18 protein-coding genes are annotated in these 24,034 nt (G+C 32.4%); 2 read left to right on the top strand and 16 right to left on the bottom strand.

The features are described 5' to 3' along the window. The first annotated feature begins 279 nt into the window (after positions 1 to 279). The gene (locus IRZ99_RS14375; protein WP_194657927.1) at positions 280 to 741 is read left to right on the top strand and encodes a hypothetical protein; all 462 of its coding nucleotides are present in this window, start codon (positions 280 to 282) and stop codon (positions 739 to 741) included. A gap of 62 nt (positions 742 to 803) precedes the next feature. On the opposite strand, the gene IRZ99_RS14370 is transcribed toward IRZ99_RS14375, so the two are convergent. The 13 genes from IRZ99_RS14370 to IRZ99_RS14310 all read right to left on the bottom strand — a co-directional run bounded on the left by IRZ99_RS14370 (position 804) and on the right by IRZ99_RS14310 (position 18,479). Beyond that, on the bottom strand, positions 804 to 980 hold the full coding sequence (locus IRZ99_RS14370; RefSeq protein ID WP_072973729.1) for a histone H1: 177 nt from the start codon (positions 978 to 980) through the stop codon (positions 804 to 806). A 577-nt stretch (positions 981 to 1,557) separates the two neighbouring features. Continuing rightward, complete coding sequence (locus tag IRZ99_RS14365) at positions 1,558 to 1,956, bottom strand: hypothetical protein (RefSeq protein WP_194657926.1); 399 nt, start codon at positions 1,954 to 1,956, stop codon at positions 1,558 to 1,560. A gap of 668 nt (positions 1,957 to 2,624) precedes the next feature. Further along, positions 2,625 to 3,368: a rhamnogalacturonan acetylesterase gene (locus tag IRZ99_RS14360; RefSeq protein WP_194657925.1), complete on the bottom strand. Its 744-nt coding sequence runs from the start codon at positions 3,366 to 3,368 to the stop codon at positions 2,625 to 2,627. Positions 3,369 to 3,579: 211 nt separating this feature from the next. Next, positions 3,580 to 4,929, bottom strand: coding sequence for a glycoside hydrolase family 28 protein (locus IRZ99_RS14355; protein ID WP_194657924.1), 1,350 nt, complete (start codon positions 4,927 to 4,929; stop codon positions 3,580 to 3,582). Between the two features lie 23 nt (positions 4,930 to 4,952). Then, a complete protein-coding gene (locus tag IRZ99_RS14350; protein ID WP_194657923.1) occupies positions 4,953 to 5,996 on the bottom strand; it encodes a pectinesterase family protein in 1,044 nt (347 codons plus the stop codon). Between the two features lie 7 nt (positions 5,997 to 6,003). Further along, positions 6,004 to 7,602 carry a glycoside hydrolase 43 family protein gene (locus tag IRZ99_RS14345; protein WP_194657922.1) on the bottom strand — a complete coding sequence of 533 codons (1,599 nt, stop codon included), beginning with the start codon at positions 7,600 to 7,602 and terminating at the stop codon, positions 6,004 to 6,006. A 43-nt stretch (positions 7,603 to 7,645) separates the two neighbouring features. After that, positions 7,646 to 8,869 (bottom strand): glycoside hydrolase family 105 protein, encoded by a 1,224-nt coding sequence (locus IRZ99_RS14340; RefSeq protein ID WP_194657921.1) that lies wholly within the window; start codon positions 8,867 to 8,869, stop codon positions 7,646 to 7,648. 22 nt (positions 8,870 to 8,891) lie between these two features. Then, a complete protein-coding gene (locus tag IRZ99_RS14335) occupies positions 8,892 to 10,112 on the bottom strand; it encodes a glycoside hydrolase family 105 protein (RefSeq protein WP_194657920.1) in 1,221 nt (406 codons plus the stop codon). Between the two features lie 112 nt (positions 10,113 to 10,224). Continuing rightward, positions 10,225 to 11,190 carry a DUF4861 family protein gene (locus IRZ99_RS14330; RefSeq protein WP_194657919.1) on the bottom strand — a complete coding sequence of 322 codons (966 nt, stop codon included), beginning with the start codon at positions 11,188 to 11,190 and terminating at the stop codon, positions 10,225 to 10,227. Positions 11,191 to 11,202: 12 nt separating this feature from the next. Next, positions 11,203 to 12,138 (bottom strand): alpha/beta hydrolase, encoded by a 936-nt coding sequence (locus IRZ99_RS14325; RefSeq protein WP_194657918.1) that lies wholly within the window; start codon positions 12,136 to 12,138, stop codon positions 11,203 to 11,205. Between the two features lie 95 nt (positions 12,139 to 12,233). Then, positions 12,234 to 13,877: a RagB/SusD family nutrient uptake outer membrane protein gene (locus IRZ99_RS14320; protein ID WP_194657917.1), complete on the bottom strand. Its 1,644-nt coding sequence runs from the start codon at positions 13,875 to 13,877 to the stop codon at positions 12,234 to 12,236. A gap of 11 nt (positions 13,878 to 13,888) precedes the next feature. Then, the gene (locus tag IRZ99_RS14315) at positions 13,889 to 17,002 is read right to left on the bottom strand and encodes a TonB-dependent receptor (protein ID WP_194657916.1); all 3,114 of its coding nucleotides are present in this window, start codon (positions 17,000 to 17,002) and stop codon (positions 13,889 to 13,891) included. Between the two features lie 37 nt (positions 17,003 to 17,039). Continuing rightward, complete coding sequence (locus IRZ99_RS14310; protein WP_194657915.1) at positions 17,040 to 18,479, bottom strand: glycoside hydrolase family 28 protein; 1,440 nt, start codon at positions 18,477 to 18,479, stop codon at positions 17,040 to 17,042. Between the two features lie 287 nt (positions 18,480 to 18,766). Between IRZ99_RS14310 and IRZ99_RS14305 the strand changes: the two genes are divergently transcribed. After that, entirely contained in the window at positions 18,767 to 19,795 is a 1,029-nt protein-coding gene (locus IRZ99_RS14305; RefSeq protein ID WP_194657914.1) for a LacI family DNA-binding transcriptional regulator, read from the top strand. 201 nt (positions 19,796 to 19,996) lie between these two features. Here the strand turns inward: IRZ99_RS14305 and IRZ99_RS14300 are convergent, their stop codons facing one another. The 3 genes from IRZ99_RS14300 to IRZ99_RS14290 form a co-directional block, all read right to left on the bottom strand. Then, positions 19,997 to 21,610, bottom strand: coding sequence for a UxaA family hydrolase (locus IRZ99_RS14300; RefSeq protein ID WP_072973704.1), 1,614 nt, complete (start codon positions 21,608 to 21,610; stop codon positions 19,997 to 19,999). A gap of 88 nt (positions 21,611 to 21,698) precedes the next feature. Continuing rightward, entirely contained in the window at positions 21,699 to 23,141 is a 1,443-nt protein-coding gene (locus IRZ99_RS14295) for a tagaturonate reductase (protein ID WP_194657913.1), read from the bottom strand. 221 nt (positions 23,142 to 23,362) lie between these two features. Beyond that, the gene (locus IRZ99_RS14290; RefSeq protein ID WP_194657912.1) at positions 23,363 to 24,031 is read right to left on the bottom strand and encodes a bifunctional 4-hydroxy-2-oxoglutarate aldolase/2-dehydro-3-deoxy-phosphogluconate aldolase; all 669 of its coding nucleotides are present in this window, start codon (positions 24,029 to 24,031) and stop codon (positions 23,363 to 23,365) included. Positions 24,032 to 24,034: the final 3 nt, after the last annotated feature.

Raw genomic sequence — 24,034 nt, 5'->3', positions numbered from 1 at the left:
GAGAAAACAAAGAAGATTAATTAAGAAATAATACTATAATAACTCTTATAATTACATAGTAATAAAAGAAATTCTTGATATTACTGTAATGGCTATCGCTTTTAATTTCTTGGAGAGATTGGAGAAAAAAAGATTTTGAATAAAAAAGGATCTGCAAAAGTACCTTCAAATTTTATTGATGGGAATTCAATATGAGTAGCTAAAAATCGATTATATCAAAATACAAAGTGAAATATCGAATAATACTTTATATTTATTCTTATTTTCAAATCATTGCCTATGAAAACAAAATTTTATGCATTAGCCCTTACATTTGTTTTTATAAGCTGTAGTGATCTAAATCCTATTGAAGAAAGCCTTATAACAAAACCTGATGAACATTGGGTATATTATAATTCAAACTCTTCACATTTTACTCATTTTAAATTTAGCAAAGATAAATTGAGTCACAGATATGAGAGAAATAGTAAAGGAAAATTTCAAGAATATTTAGGAGAAAAAGATGTTGTGGAAGTTCCTCTAAAATGGTCTGTAACTAAAGACAGTATTTTTTCCTGGGGGAATTTTAAATATGATGTAGTGAGTTTTACAGACGATTGTATTGTTCTAAACTATCTTATAAAAACAAAACCGTTTGTTGGTTATATATTTTTAGTGAAACAAAAAGATAATGAAACTACAGTGGGACCAGGTACCATAGAACAAAAAAGAATCAATCATTCTGAAAAAAATAATTTATGATTACTATAAAAAACCCTCGTTTAATTCCTTAAACGAGGGTTTATCTTTTTAATTCAAAAAGATTATTTTTTTGATTCTTCGATAGAAACTTTTCTGAATTCTTTTAAAAGTTTTTCAATTTCTAAAGTTGATTTACGTGCTCTTGGTCCAGCAGCTTTAATACCTTTTTCAGTTAAAGATTCAGCTTCTGCTTTGAATGTGTCAATTTCGGCGTTGATTTTTACTAATAGATCTTTCATGCTTATACGTGTTAAATTAAGGCGCAAAAATAAAAGTTTGCATGATAGATAACGCATCTTTAATGTTAAAATTGTAACTCTTTTCACCCTTTGAGTTAATAATAATTTAACCTCATTGCTTTATGCTTTATTATCAATTACTTATAAAACCTACTAATAAAAATTATTTTTGATTAGTAGGTTTATGACATTTCAAATATCCTTAAAACTTGCCTTTTAATTAAAAAGTATCAATCATCAAATATCAATCTCAATAAAGTTTTAGAAAAAACAAAACAAAGCTTATAGTTGTTAGCTATTTATCTTGACAACTACATAGGAAAAAATGTAATGAAGTAAAACAAATCTATTAGGATTATAAAACTAAATTAGAACAAATTAACTTTGTGCAAATAACTTGTAATGGTGGAATTTAAGTCATTGCAGATGAAATTAAATAACTTAAAAAAGAATATGTGAAGTAATATTACTTCCAATGTTAAGTAAAAATGTAGGATATTGAGCAACCTAATATCCTACATTTTGAAGTGAATTAATATAAAATAACTTTTAATTTACAAAAGTCCTTAAATACAAGCTACAGCAAAAAAAATAACGCGCTATATAAATTATGGAATTGCGTTTGAAAAATTGCTGAGCTTCCAAATAAAGATTTACTTATTTGCTCATCAGATTTTGGAGTATTATTAAAATGCGCTTTTAAATCTTTTACTATCTCAGGTTTTGTTTTGGATTCATCTAATAAAATCAGATTATTAATTTCTTGCAGGAAAGCCAAACTACCATATAGCTGTCTATTGAATAAACAAACTAAAACATTTGCCCCTTTCTTTTCTAATTTAAGATAGTCAATCATTTCAGATTTATCATAAACCACAAATATAGAACGATCAAAATTTTTAAAATCGTTTTCGTTTTCAATCAGAAATGAATTTTCAGAAAAATCAAACTCATTTTTAAATTTTCTTTTAAACATTTTTAAGAAAACACCTTTATTATCAAGAAGGTTTCGGATTTAATGTTCCGATACCAACCTGCGAATAGGCAGAAATTGTTCCTAAAACAACAAATAAAGGGAGTAATCTATTCTTCATAACATCTTAATTATTATGTGTTTATTTTTTTTCTTAAGTACTTATAATTCAAACATCCAAGTTTGAAAGCGCAAAGTTCTCCCTAAATACCTTTTTCTTTTACCTCCATAAGTTTTTAAAATTATAGATTAAGGTTTTTGAAGTATACCTCGTAAATCCATAACAAATGATTTTTTTTAGAATCTAAAAATCAGTCAATTTTAAAAAAGTTCTATATAGTTTGAATTTTCATAAATGATCAACATTCATAAAAAGAATTAAAACAAAAAAATGGGAGAGTATTAGCTCCCCCATTCCTACTAAAAAAACATCAAAATATTTAAGCGGTTAAAAATATTAAGAATAAAAAAACAATAAACATTCTATCAAGAGATAATCTCTTAACAAGGTGATACAAATTTGAGATTAACTAGAAATTAAATTTACCTCTGTAAGTCATCATTCTACTAGATTAAGGTATCTATTTTGATTGTTAACAGTTGTAAAAAACTATAACGTAAATATTTTTTTTACATGTTGTAGTTTTAAAAGTAGTAAAATGGACACAAAACTATTTAATAGCTTTTTTAAGTTTTTCCAGAGCAGGATCGTCTAAAATCCTAAGCTGCTTAATAACAATTGTAGCAATTTTTGTAGCACCTATCACAGACAAATGCGTATCATCGGCTTTATCTTTATCATAATAAGCATTCTCTCCTGCTTTAAAATGCAAATGTAGTTGTTTCGATTTTTCCGGTCCATAAGATTGTTCCAGTAATTCTGTGTAATACTCTAAATCAATAAATGGTACTTTATATTCCTGTGCTACTAATCTCGTTTCTAACGGATAATCTCCATGTGTTGGCACTAATACTCCTTTTTCGTTAAAATTTCGTCTCGCAATTGATGTAAGTAATATTGGAGTTGCTCCTGTAGCTCTGGTTTCTTTTACAAACCGAATTAAATTGTATCTGTAACTTGTATGTGGATTTGTATATCTCGCAGAATCTTCTATTTTTTCATCGTTATGACCAAACTCTATTAATACATAATCTCCCTTTTTTAGTTTTCTATATACCGAATCCCATCTTTTTTCATTGATAAAGCTTTTGGTGCTCCTGCCATTTACTGCCATATTTTCTACGACAATATTGTCATTGAAAAAAGGCTGAAGTACTTGTGCCCATCCATGCTCAGGATTGCTTTCCGGATCTTTTTTGTTTGCCATTGTTGAATCACCAATACAATAGACTATTGTTTTTTGAGCGAAACTGGTTGTTGTTATAAGGAAGAGGATTAGTATATATTCTTTCATTTTTTAGACTTCTTAGATTTATTGAAAACTTTATTGTTTATGTTTTTTTCTATTCTTTGTCGAATTAGTTTCTGAAAACTTTGCCGAGTTTCTTGAGTGATCCTTCCTTCAAAAGGATAACAAAACTGAGTAGAGTTTCTTGCGGGGATTCCTCGCTTCTTGGAACAAATAGATTGGGAAAAACCTTTGCTCCTTTGAACCTTAAAAAAAACTATTTGGCCGCTGTAGGAACGGTTACTCTTTTTCCAATAAAAACATCGGTCATTAATACATTTTCTGCATTTTCGTTTGAAATGGCGTTTTTAGCTGACTTTATTTCAATATTAATTAAAGAAATATTCTTGATTTTTTTGTCTGGAAACCCCTGGATCACAATTCCTGATTCTGATGCTTTATTGCAGGTAATATTTGAAAAATGGATATTTGAAATTTCTGATTGAAATCCTCTACCTTCTCCATGATAATTCGCGGTCATATATAAACAATCTTCGACTTCATCTAACTGGATGTTTCGGACAAAAATATTTTTTATAAAACCTCCACGATCTGCATTGGTTTTTAAATAAATTCCTCTTTTTAAGTAACCAACCGTTTTACAATTCTCTACATATACATTTTGGACTCCCGCAGACATTTCACTACCAATAACTACTCCATGCAAGCCTTTAAAATTACAATTTCTAATTACAATATTTTCACTGGGCGTTGCTGTATTGGCTCTTCCTTCATGATCTCTTCCCGCTTTAATAGCTACATTGTCGTCCCCATTATCAAAGGTTACTTTTTCAATTAAAACATCTTTCGCATATTCTGGATCAATACCATCATTGTTATAATTTAACGATTTATAGCTAACACCACGCACAGTGATGCTTTGTGATTTCAATAAATGTAGACACCAAAAAGGCGAATTTTCTATACGAATGTTTTCAACCAAAATGTTTTTACAATTAAAAAACTGAATCATTTGTGGACGTAAAAAATACCCTTCCCCAAAAGTTCTTTCTTTCAAAGGAACATTAGTATGATTCATCTCACGACTTCTATTTTTACCGGCTTCCTCTTTTGCTTTAAAGCTCTTCCATGTCTTACCTCCTTCTCCATCGATAGTACCTTCACCCGTTATGGCAATATTAGAGCATTCGTATGCATAAATTAGCGGACTGTAATTGTATAACATTGTGCCTTCCCAACTTGTTAAAACCATTGGCAAATAATCCTGGGGGCTATCGCTGAATTTGATTTTCGCGCCTTTTTCAATCTTAAGATTTACATTGCTTACAAAATGTATGGGGCCGTTTACTTTATAGATTCCTTTAGGAACAATAATCGTCCCTCCTTTATTCTTTTTACACAACGCCATTGCCTTGTCAAAAGCTGTTTTATTATTGGTTACAGAATCTCCCTTAGCCCCTAATTTTTGGATATTTATTTGGTAAGAAGGAATAGTTGGCAATTGAATTCTGTTCACAATTGAATCGACTTTTGCTGTTGGAAATTCGCTATTCTGAGCAAAAGAAAAGCAAGAAAGTAATAAAAAAAAGAGACATTTAACATTCATAATATTTTTTTTAAAGCCAAAATTTATCTGGAATACCACTTTTGATCTGAATCTTTAAGAATGTTTTCTATAGTATATTTGTCCGCTTCTGATTTTTTAAGCTGATGTGACCATGAAACTCTTTTAGCTGGCTGAAAACCTTCTCCTTTGCAATTATACTCGGCATATAAACTGTTTTTCTCAGCATCTGGCTTAGACCAATTTTCCCAACCTTCAACTCTGATTTGTTTTCCCATGTCGCAATTCAGAAAAACTGTTTTGGCATAAATTCTCCAGGGTCTTCCTAAATAAACTGCTGTCGCTTCAGGATTTGCAGTAAGCTTACAATTTTTAAAAACAAAACCAAACAAAACTCCTTCAGATGTTGAAGCTGCCGTTATATAAGAACTTTTAATACTGTTGATTGTGCAGTTTTCAAATAAGGCTGTTGCTCCTCCAAAAATAAAATCGGTTGTTCCTTCAATATAGCAATCCTTAAAATATTGTTTTGCATTATTACCTGAAAGGTATAAAGTATCCTGATTGCCTAAAATAACGCAATTTGAAATCTTTACACGATTGGCTATTAAAGATAATGCAATTCCCTGACCATTATCTCCCGAAGTATTTTTAATTGTTAAGTTTGATGCTGAAAAATCATTTCCTTCAACTAAGACCGTGTAAGTATAAAAAGTACTATTTCGCCCTAAATTTATTTTCTTAAAATTATCATCAAAAGCTATTATTGTATTTTCTTCACTTTCTCCAATCAAGGTTAAATTCGTATTCCATTCCGGGATTCTCACTTTCTCATTATAAACACCATTTTTGATATTTATGGTCACTTTTTCATATGGAAAAGCCGGAGATGCATATATCGCATCCTGAATTTTAGTAAAATCTCCAGATCCATCTTGTGCAACAGTTAAAACGACATTATCATTTTTTTTTGCCGGAGTATCTTTAGAACTAATTTTTACATCATTTTTACGAATAATAGCACGCCGGTTTTTATCAGTGTTTTGCGCGTGCAGACCAAAACTTAAAACTGACAAAAGAAGTATTACTGTCTTGTTAAATTGAATCATTTTCATCTTATTTAGTCATTCTAAACCAATCTACGGCAACATTTCCTGAATCATTTGTTACTTTCTCGCTCAAGGCAAAAAGTCCAACTTTAGCACCAATCCATTTTCCTTCTTTTGAGGTAAAATCATTTCCAATTGGGGAATATTTTTTATCATCTAAACTGTAATAAAAGCTACAGATTCCTCCTTTTTTAATTTTAACTCTCAAGTAAATTGTATTCTTTGAAATTAGAATCGGAGTTGTTTCGGTTTCAGAAATTTTCTTGTCAAAAGTTCCTGTTTTTTGATTTAAATATATTTTTCCGTTATCATTTCTAAGACACAAATAACTGTAATCCAGTCCCATTATTAAAAGTCCTGTAGACTCACCATTTAATCTAGAATTAAAAGTTAGTTTGGTTGTAGTTACAAATTCTTCAGCAGGAAATTTTTGCAATAGCAAATTTGGCGCTTCGAAGATTTTGTTACTCTCTTTTATAGTTGGCAAACAAAATAAATTCAGATATCCTAAACTCGTCGGAAACCCCCATTGAATTTGTGCATTAGCCTGCCATTGCCATTGTAATCCTAATTTTGGGTCATTAAACTCATCTGATTCGGCTGGAGTTTCAATTGAGTATTTCTTGCCTACATTTGGCTTTTTAAAAGTCGTTACTGGTTCTCCAATTCCGTTTTTATCAAAATCCTGTCCCATTACAGGCCAGTCGTTTTCCCATTTCATTGGTTGAAGATGAAGAATTCTTCCATATGCTCCTTTATCCTGAAAATGTAAAAACCAATCTTCTCCCGTTTGCGTTTGAACCCATGCTCCCTGATGTGGACCATTAATCAAGGTTTGCCCTTGTTCTAAAACTTTCTTTTTCTCATATGGTCCAAAGACATTTTTTGATCTTAAAACGGTCTGCCAGCCTGTAGAAACTCCACCAGCGGGGGCAAAAATGTAATAGTATTTATTTCGTTTGTAAAATTTTGGCCCTTCAATTGTACCTTCGCTTTCATGACCATCAATCACCATTACTTCATCATTATTAGCAATAGTTCCCTCTTCATTCATGGTACAAACCGTGATTAAACTTTTAATTTTGGCGCGACTTCCTGCATAAGCATGAACTAGATAAACTTTTCCATCATCGTCCCATAATGGACTAGGATCAATCAATCCTGATCCGGCTTTTACTAAAACAGGTTCTGACCAAGGCCCTTCCGCATTTTTGGCTTTAATCATATAAATTCCAAAATCAGGATCTGGATAATAAATATAAAATTCATTGTTATGAAAAGTTATACTTGGGGCCCAAACACCATTACCATGCTGCACTTTATCAAAAGTTTCTGTTGGTATTTGTTTAGAAAGTGCATATCCGATAATTTTCCAGTTGACCAAATCTTTAGAATGCAAAATAGGTAAACCGGGAATGCAGTTAAAAGACGATGCAGTCATATAAAAATCATCCCCTACTCTAACGGCATCCGGATCTGAATAATCAGCATGAATTATCGGATTTGTATACGTTCCATCTCCATTATCAGGTACCCAAACCTGTGCAAAATTTTGCTGCATGGAAAAGGCTGATAATACCAGGAAAATGATTTTTATATTTTTCATACTTTGATAATTAGAAATAACTCAACATTTAGTTTCCTAAAAATTATCTATTCAATTCTAAAGCAGCCAAAATAAAAGGACCTGTTGCCTTAGGATCATTATCTTTTCTTCTTTCGTTTACATAGTATTCATATGAACCATCTCTATATGGATTGCCACCTAAACCCGCAACCTGACAACAATTTGTCAATGTGATACCACCGTCTTCATCTACCTTTTTGATTAAAACTTTAGTCAAACCATCAAAAGCTTTATTAGCAAGTTTTTTATATTTTGCAGGTAAATAGCCTTTATTAGCTCCTTTTGCAAAAGCATATGCAAACATTGAAGATCCCGATGCTTCTAAATAATTTCCTTTTTCACCACCTTTATCCGTAACCTGATACCACAAACCTGATTTATCCTGGTATTTTGCTAAAGCAGCAGAAACATTGTTTAAATACTTTACCAATTCTTTTTGTTTTGGATGATCTTTTGGCATATAATCCAGTACATCAACCAAAGCCATAATGTACCATCCTAAAGCTCTTGACCAAAAATTTGGCGAATTCCCGGTTTCTTTATTTGCCCATGGCATTTGCTTGCTTTCATCCCAACCATGATACAATAATCCAGTTTTTGGATCTGTCGCGTGTAACTGAATTAACTCAAATTGTTTTGCTACATCGTCAAAACTTTTTCCTCCTTCAAAAGTAGCTGTGTATTGTGCATAAAATGGTTCACCCATATACAAACCATCAAGCCACATTTGGTTTGGATAGATTTGTTTGTGCCAAAATCCTCCACTTACCGTTCTAGGCTGCTCTGCCAATTGCTTACGAACTAATTGCATTGCTTTCAAATATTTATCTTCTTTTGATTCGGCATAAACATCAAAAAGCAAACGCCCAGGCACAACCAAATCAATATTGTATTTTTCGAATTCGTAGGTTTTAATAGTTCCATCTGCCTGAACAAAATTATCTACATAACTTCTGATATAAGCCTTATATCTCGGATCTGGATTTTTCTTGTATAATTCTTCGAATGAATGTAAAACTAAAGCATGTACGTAATCCCATTTTGGAGTTTTAGAATCATCTATCATATAACTTTCAGGATGGCGTTTCATCAAGGTTAAAGCCATTTTATCAGACCATTTTAAATCTTTAGAAATAACGATGCCCTTATTTGCAGGTTCTTGTGAAATCACTTTACAACTTGTAAAAACCATAACACAAAATAGCAAAGCCGATACAAAATAACCTTGTTTTCTACAATTCTTCATTTTTAAATATATTTAAATTCTACTACTTTTCTAATTCTAATGCTGCTAAAATGAAAGGGCCTAATCCATGAGAATTATCGACCTTTATTTTTTCTTTAATATAATACTCAAAAGAGCCATTACGATACGGAGTACCGCCTAATCCTGCACTTGCACAGACTTGTGTAATATGTATTTCGCCATCAGGATCGACAGTGATTAACTTCTTTATAATACCTTCAAAACCTTTTGCCGCGAGATCTTTATATTTTTTTGGTAAGTATCCTTTATTTGCTCCTTTTGCAAACGCATAAACAAACATTTCTGAACCAGATGCTTCCAGATAATTACCATCTTTTGAGCCTGCATCCGTAACCTGATACCATAGTCCTGTCGGGTCTTGATATTTTGCAACGGCTATTGAAATTTCATTCAGAAATTGAATTAGTTCTTTTCTTTTAGGATGATCTTCTGGCATATAATCCAATACATCAACAAGAGCCATCATATACCAGCCAATAGAACGCGACCAAAAATTAGGTGAAGTTCCCGTTTCTTTATTGGTCCATGGCATTTGTTTGCTCTCATCCCAGGCGTGAAATAATAAACCTGTTTTTTTATCAATAGTATGCAAATGGATCTCTTCAAATTGTTTTGCGATATCATTAAATTCTTTTCCATCATCAAAATCTAAAGTGTAATGTGCATAAAATGGTGTTCCCATGTACAAACCGTCAAGCCACATTTGATAGGGATAGATTTTTTTATGCCAAAATCCACCAGATTTTGTTCTTGGATGCGTTTCTAACTGCTTTCTTAAAGTTTGCATTGCAATTAGATATCGATTGTCTTTTGTTCTTTTATAAAGATCAAAAAGCATTTTTCCGGCATTGATATTATCTATATTATAATCTTCTAATTTGTAATTCAGAATCTCTCCTGAAGGATTTATTACCGTTTCACCATATTCTTTAATGTAATCTCCATAAACAGGATTGTTTGTTTTATGAAAAAGTTTTTCAAATGAAGTCATAGCTAAACCCAATTTATAATCCCATTTTGGCTTTTCATTATTATCTATCTGCCAGGCTTTTGGGTCGCGTTTTATTATTGAAAGCGCCATTCTCTCTGACCACTTCAAATCTTTATCGATTACCATTTCATTCTTTAATGACCCCTGAGCTATTATTTTACAACAAAAAAATAACATCATAAACCCCAAGACAATTGAAGCGGCATAATTTATATTTCTATTATCTATCATTGTAAATGTGTTTACTCGTCCTTATTTAATTCTATTGTGCTTAACTAAAAGTGTTGCCTTAGCTCTCTTCCCCCTATCTATAATTCCATTCCTTTTTATCCTTTCACCTCAATTACATTTTTCCTTTTTTATTTAGAATTTCTAATTTCTCATCTAAATATTTAATGAATTCTTCCTTAGATTTTATTCCATTTACCTCTTGTTCCCAAGCACCTACAAGATAAAATGTATTTGCTTTTGTAGTTGGTTTAAAGACTAAAAGGTAATCTAAATCGGTTTCAACATTATTTTCAATTGTTCCCGTTTGATAAAAAATAGCCATTCCCAATTTATCAGGAACTAATGACTGTTCACCGTAAGTAGCGATATAAGCCCACTTTTTATTTTTGCTTTCTTTTTTAAATAACTCCGTATTTTTTTGCTTTGCAATTCCGGTGCAAATTCCCTTAATTTCTTTTGAAGCCTTGATCGTATGCTGTGTATACAGTTGATCTGGTTTAATAGTTAATTCTGAAGTAAAGTCAATTTTATCCGATGCTGTCTTCCAGCCGTAATAATTTACTTTTACACCAGATTCTGTCGTTTTATTTACTACTGTTGCAATAGTTGAATCTACTTCACGAAAGTGTAATTTTTCGTTGTTTAAATAACGATCAATAGAACCAATACCAATTGCTTTTCCCGCTTTTAAGATATCAGCTCCCCAATCACTCATTTCATGATACGAATCAAAATTATCTTGTCCTACTTTTGGCAAAATCATTTCCGATGTCTTTTTTCCAAAAATATCAATCGCATTTCTCCAGTCTAAATACAAACGATATCCAATTCTGTTACTTTCCCAACCTGGTCCTTCATAACGAATATCAAAAGAATGATCTGTATGTTCAGGAGCCAATTTTAGTCTGTCAACATTTTTAAAAGTTGTTCCGCCAATATATTTTCTTCCTTCCCATTTTCCATCTGTTTTAGAAGATATCTCAGCGTATGTTTTTGCTTTTTTTATATCATATTTTTGAGCGCTTACTAGTATTGAACTTAATAAAAGTAAGCTTGTTATTGTGATTTTTGTCTTCATCTTGTATGCAAATTATTTAAAAATTTTATCTAAAAATTGTGTGGTGTAGACAATTGTTTCACTAAACCAAGGTTCAAAAAACCAAAAAGAATGAGGTGAATTCTCAATTGTTTTAACTTCATTATAAATTTTATATTGATTTAAAATAGCTATCATATCATCTCTCCCTGCATGAAATCTGGGAAAACTGCTGTTTATAAAAAGTATTGGAGGCGAATCCTTGTTGGTATGATTTAAAGCCGATGCGTTCTTCCAATTTACAGGATTTTCATTGTAAGTGCCTCCTAGCCAAATAGAAGCCATTTCTCCCTCTGAAGATTCCGGATGTTTAAATGCTAAAACTCCATCAACATCAATAATGGCTTGCACTTTTGAAGAAGATTTACTCTTAAACGATTTATCTTCAAAATCTAAAATTTCATTTGTTGTACCAATCAAAGCTGCCATTTGTCCTCCTGATGAGCAACCTAAAACGGCAATTTTGTCTGGATCTACATTAAATTTTATAGCGTTATCTTTTATAAATTTTATGGCATTTTTTACATCATAAATTCCTTCCGGATATTTTGCTTCTAATGACAATCTGTATTCAATTGCAAAACAAGAATAACCTTTTGAAGCAATCTCTCTGGCCATGTCCTGCATTTGATCCTTATTCCCTGATCTCCAGCCACCACCATGAATCATGATTACTATGGGATTGTTTTGTTCCTTATTAAAGAAAAAAGCATCCAAATGCAACATCCTGTCTTTATGCTTTTGATAAATGACCTCTTTAATTTCAGTAACTGCAATATTACTCTGACTTTGCGAGACGGTTATAAAGGGGTATTTTTTGATTAATTTATTATAAGTACTTTTTATAGTATAGGAAGTATCTACACTATAATTGCTTTGAGCAAAAGTAGCAGCAGAGATCAGCAGTACTATAAAAAATATCTTTTTCATCTTAAAATGAAATTAGTTAAGTAAGGAGTCTGGTACTTTTCCAAACTCCTTCTTAACTTCTTCAAAAAGCAATTTCTCAAAAAAATATCAAATTACTAATAACCAGGATTCTGAGGAAAATCCTTATTTGGATTTAAATCAAGTGCTGATTGAGGAATTGGTCTTAAAATTTTATTTTCTCCATCGTTACCATTAAAATTGGCAGCTTTGATAGTATAATTGTATTGAGAGGCTCTTGCTATAAGAGTACCAGTACGTTTCAAATCAAACCATCTTTTATATTCGCCTAACAATTCTCTTCCTCTTTCGTCTAATACATAATCAATATTAAACTGAGCAGCAGTTGCATTAGCTACACCAGCTCTTCTTCTTACCTCATTTAAACGAGCTAAACCGGTTGCCGGCTGGCCTGCTTTTAAATAAGCCTCTGCAGCAATTAAATAGGTTTCTCCTAACCTTGACACAATAAAATCACGTGTACTTGCTGGTCCAGTACTTGCAGGTGTTAATGGATCTGGGTCATCAAACTTTTTAACAGGAATGGTTTGGTAATCTATATTTTTAGTTAAAGTATATTCTGCTGAATATTCACCCCAAGGATGGTAAATAAATCCAGTTGCTAATTTACCCTCTTTTGAAGCTAAATAATCAGCTTTATCTTGTGCCGTAAACCATTTTGGCTCATAGAAATGCTTTAACTTTAAAGTCGTTTTATCAGCTACTCTAAAGAAATCATAATAATTTTCATATACTTCATTCATAAAAGTTGCAGCCCAACGCTGATCTCCTTTTTCGTATAACCCTAATGCATATCCGGTTGGACATAAGTTATAACTTCTTAATGGAGCACCACCTTTTGTTTCGCTACCACCTAAATATGAACTGAAATAGTAAAACTGATTATTTCCTAAAGTTGCTGGAGAAGTACTAGTTGAATTTTTATCAAATTGTACTGAAAAAACAACTTCAGCATTTAAATCGTTAGCTGGTAAAAATAGCTGGCTCCATGCAACTGTTAGTGTTTGGCCCGCAATAGCTGCATCAGCATATGTTGCTGCTTTAGTAAAATCTGCAGCAGTACCAAAGGATTCATAACCTCGTGTTAAATAAACTTTAGCTAACAAATCCTGAACAGCTCTTTTATTCACTTTACCTGAAGCAGCATATGGATCAGTTCCAACTGCTGCTAAAGATTCATCTAAATCCTTAATTATAAAAGTGTAAACTTCCTCTGCTGTATTTCTAGTAAAAGATTCATTATCTGCTGTAAAATTTTTATCAACAATAGGCACCCCTCCATAAGTTTGTACTAGTAAAAAATAAGACATTGCTCTAATAAATTTAGCTTCACCTACTAATACAGGTATCTTGGAAGTTTGTTCTGTAATTGTAGAGTAATAAACAGTTTTATTTACAGATTGAATAGCTTTATAACATTCCTTATATAAATAATCTACATTATTTGATGTTGGAATCAATTGAGTATATTGACTTAAACCAGCTGGCTCAGGGGTTCTTCCTTCTGCATACATATCTGTACCTGCACAAAATAACCAAGGTTCTCCACCATAAACCGTTTTTAATCTTGCGTATGTACTGTTTACTAAAAACTGAAATCCGGCAGCTGTTTTGTAGGTCTCATCTGCAGAGGCATTTGAACGTATATCTTCTTCAATAAAATCGTTACAAGAACTAAAAATAGTAACGATAAGTCCTAATAATATTATTGTTTTTTTCATTTTTTCTTTAATTAAAATTTAAGACTTAATCCCAATTGTGTTGTTATAGAAGCAGGACGGTTAACTCCTAATGAAGATGCTGCCCACTCTGGATCATATCCTTCATAATCCGTGAATACAAATGGATCTAATACGTTAGCATAAATTCGCAAACTAGTAATATTCAACTTTTTACTTAAATCTGAAGAAAATGTATAACCTACAGAAATATTTTTGATTTTCACATAAGAAACATCTTGATAATAGGCAAAATTACTTCCCCAAAAAGCTCCTGCTCCAGTTGCTACAGGTCCTGGACGAGGATATGCATTTGATGCATTTGATTCAATACCCCCACCGTTTGTTGGGATAAAATAGTCCATAGCCATTTTTTGACGACCACGGTCACTTACGTTTGCAAAGTTTTGATGAAAAGTACTCAATACTGTTTGGCCTTCACTACAAAGAACAGAGAAATTAAAGTCGAAATCACCAACAGTTAGTTTTGAATATACACTTCCTTGCCATTCTGGATTTGGATTTCCAATTGTAGTACGGTCTAAATTATCAAATTTGCCATCATTATTTAAATCTTTTAATTTAGCCTGACCTGGCAACATTTTATATGTTGCAGCTTCTGCAGCCTGACTTTCTTGCCAAACACCATCATATATATAATTGTAATTTGAGTTCAATGGTTTACCAATAAATAAATTATTACCTATATCATCTACTTGGTCCTGACCGTTAATAGACTCCAGTTTATTTTCATTTTTAGTGAAAGTAAATGTAGTTTCCCACTTCACTTTTTGTGTTTGAATATTTTTTGTAGTCAAAAGTATTTCAACTCCCTTATTACTTATTGATCCAACATTAGAAATTGTAGTACCACTAGGTATACCATATTCAAAAGGTAATGCTCTATTGTATATTAACTCATCAGATAAACGATCGTATACATCAACAGTACCTGAAATACGATTAGAGAAAAATCCGAAATCAAGACCGAAGTTTAACTCGCGTGTTTTCTCCCAGGTTAAACCTGTATTGGCTAAATTCTTAGATTCCCAACCTGTAACTAAATTACTACCATTAGCATAAAAAGTTTGTTGATCTAATAATTGTTGCGTAGAATAAGGCTGTACATTGTTATTACCTGTATATCCTAAGCTAGCTCTCAATTTAAGGTCCGAAACCACATTGTTGTTTTGTAAAAAGGCCTCTTTACTAATTTTCCAACCCAATGCTACCGATGGAAAGCTTTGCCATTTTACACCTTCCGCAAGCACTGAAGCACCATCCCAACGATTTGTAGCTGTTAACAAGTATTTGTTTTTATAAGCATAATTTAAACGTACTGCATAAGAACTTAATGTTCTTTTTTCGTAATAAGAGTCCATATTATAACTTGTTTGTACACCTGCTCCTAAATCATAATATCCTGTATCGAAAGGCATACCATTTGCCGATGCAAATGCTGTTTTATCAACATTAGAAAATAAACTTTGCAGTAATAATGCACTAAATTCGTGTACTTCATTAAATGTTTTTTTAATATCTACTTGATTATCCCATGTATAATTAAAATTTTCACTTTGGTTTAATGATGCTGATCTTTTCCCATTTAATCCAACACCTGCATTTGATTCTGCACCGAATGATTTACCAATTTCTTCGTTTTCAAAACCTGCTGCAAAAGTAGTCTTGAAAGATAACCAATCAATAGGTTGGTATTGAAAGTAAACATTTCCAATGGTTTGCCATTTATTTCTATTTTGAACAGAATTTGCAATTTCCACCAATGGATTTACTGTACTCGTTTTATCAATTACGAAAGCGGTACTGTTGGGTAACGTTAATTTTCCTGGTAAGAAAAATAGTTGTCCTACTATATCTTTACCATCTTCATCTACAGCCCATGGAGATAATAATGGACTTAAACGAAAAGCCTCCTGCATGGCCAAATCACTACCTAATTCTGTTTCTACCCTTGCAACTGTAAGATTTGCTCCAGTTGAGAACTTGTTATTGATTTTATGGTTCACACCCAACTTGAAACTATATTTGTCATTTGAGTCCTTATCTATCAATCCCTGATCTTGTTGAAAACCAAGAGCAAGGTTATAAGATAATCCATTTTCAGCTCTACCTGATAAATTTAGATAATTATTTGATGTCATTCCTGTTTGTAAAACAGCATCGTACCAATCAAAGTTGTATCCGTTATTTGCTCTTTCAACCATCAAAGGACTTCTAACAGATGAAGCTGCCAAAAGTTGATCTTCTGTTTGGGTTGCGGGATTAGCCGTCATATATGCAGTACGGTGAAATTTCCACCACTCTTCAGCATTCATCATTTTAGGTAAACGTGTAGGGACTTTACTTCCGTAAGAAGACTCAAAAGATATATTGAAACCTGATTTAGCAGTTGTTCCACTTTTAGTAGTTACAATAACAACTCCATTAGACCCTCTTGATCCGTAAATAGCAGCTGATGAAGCATCTTTTAATATATCCATACGAGCGATATCCTGAGGATTTAAAAAGTCAATATTGTCCGTCGGTACCCCATCTACAACATATAACGGACTTGATCCGCCTAATGAGTTATTACCACGGATAACCATTTTATAACCATCTCCTGAACGTCCTGAATTAGATGAAATTTGTACCCCTGGCGTACTACCCTGAATAGCCTCAAGAGGACTAGAAACATTTCTCTCTGTAATTGTCTCAGGTTTGATAGTGTTAATTGCTCCTGTAACATCAGATTTTTTAGCAGTACCATATCCCACTACAACAACCTCAGTTAGAGAATTAGATTGTTCAGCAAGACTAACATTTACTTTAGATTTTCCTGCAACACTAACCTCTTGTGTCTGGAAACCTAAATAGGAAATAACTAAAATAGCTTTAGTACTTGTTACATTTAATTTGAAACTTCCCTCAAAATCTGTTGAAGTTCCATTTTTTGTTCCCTTCTCGAGAATGTTCACACCCGGCAACGATAATCCGGCGGCATCAGTAATTTTTCCCTCTACAACACTCGACTGAGCATTTATTGCATTACTACAAAGCAAATTCAGGAAAAACAAAAACACAAGATTGTATTTTATTTTTTTCTTTGATAATGTTCTAATTTTCATAGTTTGGTTAATTGTGGTTAAGTGATAGTTTTTTCTTTTAATTTTTAATTGGTTCTACTTTTTTGTGATTGATATAAGTGTTAATAAAATTGATATTTTTCACATTCTTCAATTTATAAATGGAATCTACTTTGTGAATTACCACATTTTTAAGTGTGATATTTTCCACTGGAGATACTTCATAACCTTCAGCCCAAACGCTATACTTTCCTCCGTTTTTTACATTTATATTTTCAAGATTAATATTTCTGATAACCGGTATAAAATTTCCGGTTTGCGATCCGTATACATTATAAAACATGTTTAATTTTAAAACACATTCCTTTACTGTGCCTACTTCAATATTTCGGACAAAAACATCCTCAATAACTCCACCTCTTTTTGAATTTGTTTTAATTCGAATTGCTCTGTCCAGATTCGGACTATCCATTACACAGTCTTCAACAAAAACGTTGTTTACTCCTGCAGAAATTTCGCTGCCAATAACAACACCGCCGTGTCCATCAATCATTTTACAATTTTGTACGATAATATTTTTACTCGGTATTGCCACTCTTCTACCGTCTGCATCTCTACCAGATTTAATAGCGATACAATCATCACCTGTATTAAAAGTGCAGTTTTTAATTATTATGTTCTGAGAATATTCAGGATCGCAGCCGTCATTATTTGGTCCGTGACTATTTACGGTTACACCATCAATAATAATATTGTTTGATTTTAAAGGATGGAGAATCCAAAACGGAGCATTTATTATGGTTATATCCTTAATTAAAACCGTATTACATTCAAAGAACTCAACAAAGCTTGGTCGTAAATAACGTCCATCTCCAAAAACCCTTTCTGAAACCGGCACACCTTTTTCTGCCATATCAACTAAAACCTCTCTGTTGTTTGGATCATTTTGTGAAGGAATACCTTTTTGCCAGCCATAATTTTTACCTCCTGACCAAACCCACCAGTTTGTATTGTTAGCCTGTCCATTAAGAGTTCCTTTTCCGGTTATAGCAACATTAGTTTTATTTTTAGCAAATATAAGAGGAGAATAATTCATCAATTCAGTTCCTTCCCATGAAGTATGAACTATAGGATAATCTTTTGGGTTTATACTAAAAAGAATCTCTGCTTTATCTTCTAAATGTAAATTCACATTGCTTTCTAAATGAATAGCGCCGGTAAGAAATTTTCCGTTTGGAACAATTACTTTTCCACCTCCATTTTCTGAACATGCTTTAATAGCCTTTCCAAAAGCGGCAGTATTAATTGTTTTTCCGTCAGATACAGCACCAAAGTCAGTTACATTATAATCTTTATCCAAAAAGTGTGTTTTAGGCATACTTTTTATGATCAAATCCTTTTTTTTCCACGGATCAGTCTCAGAAACAGCAGAAATCTGCTTTCCACAAGATAAAACCAATACAATAACAGTGCTAAAAAGCACGCTTGTTTTCAATAGTAAAGGCTTAGCTGTAATCATTTAGTTATATTTATTATCATTTTCCGAATAAAAAGCAACAATTATGTAATCGATTACACGAAAGTAGAAAAATACATTGAATGCACCAAATTAATTTGGAAAAAATTTATATATTTAATTTTTATTACTAATTTTATTTACACTTTGTGTAAAAAAAGACATAATTTATTATCATTGTGAAATTGAAAACGATATAGCTCTTATATTATGGTAATCGATAACATAATGCGCTAGATTATATAAAAAAAATGTACTTTTGTCTAAAATAAATCAAAAAATATTTTTGAATGAGCGAGAAAATAACCATTTATGATATTGCCAAAAAATTAAATATCACTGCTGCTACTGTTTCGAGGGCATTGAACAATAATCCTAAAATAAAAGAAAGCACACGTGACTTGGTAATTAAAACCGCTGCATCGATGAACTATAAGCAAAACAAACTTGCTTTAGCATTAAAAAGTGGCCGAAGTAATAATATAGGTGTTATTGTTCCTCGTATTGACAGTAACTTTTTCGCTTCGGTAATCCGGGGCATAGAAGAAGAACTACATCCTCATGGATATCAGGTTATTATATGTCAAACTCATGAAGATCTGAAAAGAGAAAGTGAAAATCTATACACCTTAATAGATGCTCAGGTTGACGGAATCCTAATGTCTGTAACGGCTGTAAGCACTGAGAATGACGCCGCTTTTCGTAATGTTTTAGAGAAAAATGTTCCACTTATCTTTTTTGACCGTAGCAAACATATTGACGGTGTAAGCTCTGTAACTATCAATGACTTTAAAGGTGGTTATATTGCTACAAAACACTTAATAAGTGAAGGCTGCAGATGTATTGCTCATTTATCAGGAGATCAATCTCTTGAAATTTTCAAAAACAGGTTTTTGGGTTACAAACAAGCATTGTTAGATAACGGGATGATATTTAAAGAAGAATATGTTGTTCCTGTAAAAAGTAGTGTAGAAGCCGGAAAAAATGCAGTTGACACGTTACTAGAACTGGAAACTCCGCCAGATGCGATATTCTCTTCGAGTGATTTTGCCGCTCTTGGGGCTATTCAGGAATTGAAAGAAAGAAATATCAGTATTCCTAATGAATTTTGTGTAGCAGGATTTAGTAATGAGCCTTTTACCAAATTCATGGAATTATCGATTACATCTGTAGACCAGTCTCCACTTGAAATGGGAAAAATGTCAGCACGCGTTTTTCTTGAACAAGTAGACAAAACAGATACTATTAAAATTGAAAAAAAGGTAGTACTTGCTCCGGAATTACACATTCGTAAGTCTTCGTCCAGAACAACATCGTAATTTTTTTTTCCACCATATAAGTTATATAAGTTCATCTTACTTTGCGCACAATTTATAATGCCGCATATAAATAGTTCACTATAATAAGTTCATATAAGCAAATTAAACTTCACTTTGAAATATACGAAAACGCAGCCCTTAAATGAGCTGCCTTTTAATATTGAATAATATGACCTTATATCACTTGAACGGTAAAAAAACCTATAAAGAAACTCCTCTTTTCCAAGGAATAAATACATCTTGTTTCAACTGGTCTGCTTTTGTTTCCACGTTTCCGCTAGCCAATTCTATAATGTAATCTACGATTTCTGCTCCAACTTCGGTAATTGTTTTTTCACCAGTAATCACAGTTCCAGCATTTACATCGATAATATCAGACATTCTATTAATTAATGCCGTGTTCGAAGAAATTTTCACAACGGGTGCAATCGGATTTCCCATCGGATTTCCTAAACCTGTTGTAAATAAAACAACTGTTGCTCCCGCTCCAACCAATCCTGTGGTACATTCGGCGTCATTTCCTGGCGTATTTAGAAGATTTAAACCTGGTTTTGAAATATATTCGCCGTAGTCTAAAACATCTACAATAGGTGAAGTTCCTCCTTTTTTAGCTGCGCCAGCAGATTTCATGGCATCTGTAATTAATCCGTCTTTGATGTTTCCTGGAGATGGGTTCATATCAAACCCTGAACCTGCATCTACAACTGATTTTTCAAAAGCTTTCATTAAAGTTAAAAACTTATCTGCTTTTTCTTCGTCCACACATCGGTTCATCAATTCTTGCTCAACACCACATAATTCTGGAAACTCTGCCAAAATTGTTTTCCCTCCCAAAGCTGCAAAAATATCTGAAACAATTCCTAATGCTGGATTAGCAGAAATTCCTGAAAATCCGTCGGACCCTCCACATTCTAAACCAATACTTAGCTTTGAAAGAGGAGCAGGTTTGCGTTCAATTTTGTTTGCTCTTTTAATGGCTTCATAAGAATCTTTAATCACCATTTGAAACATTTGATCAGTAGTTCCAATTTGTTGTTGTTCATAGATCAAAATTTCTTTATCACTATTCGGACTCATTTCATTCAATGCCTTCTTTAAAATATCTACTTGCAAATTTTGGCAACCCAAACTTAAAACAGTAGCACCTGCAACATTTGGGTTATTCACATATCCTGCAAGCAGTTTTGCCAACAATTCAGAATCTTGTCGAATCCCACCACAACCACCTTGATGATTGATGAATTTTACTTCGATATTATCTAAAAGATTTTCATTTAAATTTTTATCAGAAACTTCTTCTATGCTTTTTTCTTCAATTAAAGAGCGTAACAAATTTTTATAAGAAACTTCTTTTTTGGGCATTAATTCGTTTTCGAAAATATCTTTAAGTTTTTCGATATTTTTGTTTTCACAAAAAACCAATGGAAAAAATAACCAAACGTTTTTGGTCCCAACTTGTCCATCAGTACGGTGGTATCCGTTAAAAGTTTTATCTTTCCAACGATCTACATTTGGTGGAGTCCAACCTAAATTTCCGTTTTTACCAAAAACTTTTTCACTTTGATGTTTTACATTTTCGGTAGTAATTACTTCTCCTTTTTTTATAGGTTTAGCAGCTTTTCCTACCAAAACGCCATACATTATAATATCATTACCAATTGTAAAATCTTTCTCTGCGATTTTATGTTTTGCTTTAACATCAGTTGTTGGTGAGACGGTAGTTCCTTCAAATATAATTTGTTCGTTTTGTACCAAATCGGTTAAAGCAACAATTACGTTATCTGCTGAGTTTACTTTTATTAATTTTTTTTGCATGATCGTTTTTTTTTTAAGTTTCTAAGATGCTAAGTTGCTACGATGTGTCCCAAAAACTTAGAAATTAGAATATTAGAAAGTATTCCAATTAATATTGTTTGCTGAAATTCGCAAATCCTTGTTCTATTCCGTTTTCTTCAATTTCATTTAAGGCCAATACTAAAGCTTCTGATAAACCTTCTACTTTAGTTAAATCTTCACCCCAGAAATCAGTATTAGCTAATACTTTAGCTACAACTAAATCTACAGATCCTAGTTGCCACGCATCTTTAAATGCTTCAACTATCTCTGGAGAATCTTTTACAGGTAAAGTTTCGTTATTCCAGGTTCCTTTGTAGAATTGAATTAAACTCGCTAATGAAAAAGTCAAATTAACAGGCAATTTTTTGTTCGTATTATAATATCCTAATAAACTAGGTAAAACTCTCACTTTGAATTTTGAGATAGAATTTAATGCAATATCAGCAAGTGCATGTTTGATAAACGGATTTTTAAATCGGTCCATTACTTCCTCAGAATAGGCCGTAATTTCATTTTTGTCCATATCAAGCGTTTCACTAATTTCACTAATAACGCTGTTTACGAATTTTCCCGTAAAATCTCCGTTAACAGTTTCCATTACTAATTTGTTACCGTACAAAAGTGAAAAAGGAACCATTGCTGTGTGTGCACCATTTAGAATGCGAACTTTAATCATTTTAAAAGGGCGTATATCGTCAACGATTTTTACATTCAAATCTGTTTTATCAAAAGGTAATTTTGCTTTTAAATCATCACCACCTTCAATAGCCCAAAGGAAGAAAGGTTCAGCAGCAACAATTAAATTATCCTGATAATCTAATTTGTTGTTGTATTCTTCAATTTCAGCTCTTGGATATCCAGGAACAATTCGATCAACCAAAGTACTGTGATACGTACATGCATCTGATACCCAAGTTTTAAATGCATCCTCTAATTTCCATAAATCAACATATTGTAAAATATATTTTTTCAGCGTCTCTGAGTTGTAATCAATCAATTCACAAGGAATGATTGTTACTGCTTTAGAAGCATCTCCATTGAAATGTTTGAATCTTTCATATAATAAAACAGTCAGCTTTGCAGGAAATGAAACTGGCGGTTGCATATCCGAAGTATCACTTTCAATGAATTCAATTCCAGCTTCAGTAGTATTTGAAACAATAAACTGAAGTTCTTCTTCTTTGGCTAAAGCTAAATAATCTGCAAATTCAGTATATGGATTTATAGCTTTTACAATGTTCGTAATTAACTCAATATCTTGTATTTTTTCACCTTTTTTAATACCGTTCATGAACAAAGTATAAAGACCATCCTGATCATTAATCAGGTGTACCATTCCGTCTTTCAAAGGTTGAACCATTGCAATACCGGCATTAAAATCAACATCTTTATTTAGTTTGTGAAAAGCGTAATCAACAAAAGCTCTCAAGAAATTCCCTTCTCCAAACTGAACTACTTTAATTGGCTGTAATTTTTCTAATCCTGTATTTTTTCTGTTTAACTGTTTCATTTTAATTCATTAAAGTGTTATAAATAACCACGATAAATACCTTATTGCTTTATAAGAAGTGCTTTTTAATTGTAAAAGAAACATTACACTTGTAAGAGTAAAATACAATTTGCTGTGAGGAGTGACAAGTTGTATTTAGCAAGCGTAATGCTCAATTACAAAACGTTAAAATCTAAAAAAAACTGCAATCTAAATAAGGAATCGGTATGATTACTCCTTATTTATTTTCTAATATTTTTGATGATATCCAAAACCTGACTTACTTTATTTTTCAAGCCTTCAAAATCATTTTTATCTAATATATCTTTCGAAATTAATTGTGAACCAAGACCCACACAAGTTGCGCCTGCATTCAACCATGAAGACAAACTTTCTACTGTTGGATAAACACCTCCAGTTGGCATAATATTCGTCCACGGACATGGTCCTTTTATTGCTTTTATGAACTCTGGTCCGTAAATATCAGCAGGAAATAATTTGACTATTTCGCAGCCTAATTCTTCAGCTCTTGCAATCTCGGTAAGTGTTCCGCAACCTGGCGACCATAATACTTTACGACGATTACAGGCAATTGCAATATCTTCCCTAAAAACCGGTGTCACAATAAAATTAGCACCTAAACTCATATATAAAGAAGCCGAAGCGGCGTCCGTAATCGAACCAACACCTAACATCATCCCCGGCAATTCAGCCAATGCATATTTGTTCAAAGCTCCAAAAACTTCATTAGCAAAATCCCCTCTGCTGGTAAACTCCATTAATCGAGAACCTCCATCATAACAGGCTTTTAAAACTTTCTTGCTCACTTCGATATCTGAATGAAAAAACAACGGAACCATTCCATTATCTTTCATTTGCTGTGCTACTTCAATTCTTGAATATTTTGCCATTTT

It is taken from the genome of Flavobacterium sp. LC2016-12 (assembly GCF_015351595.1).
Taxonomy (GTDB): domain Bacteria; phylum Bacteroidota; class Bacteroidia; order Flavobacteriales; family Flavobacteriaceae; genus Flavobacterium.
Note: the sequence above shows the minus strand (reverse complement) of the source record. Positions and strands in the feature narration are given on the sequence as shown.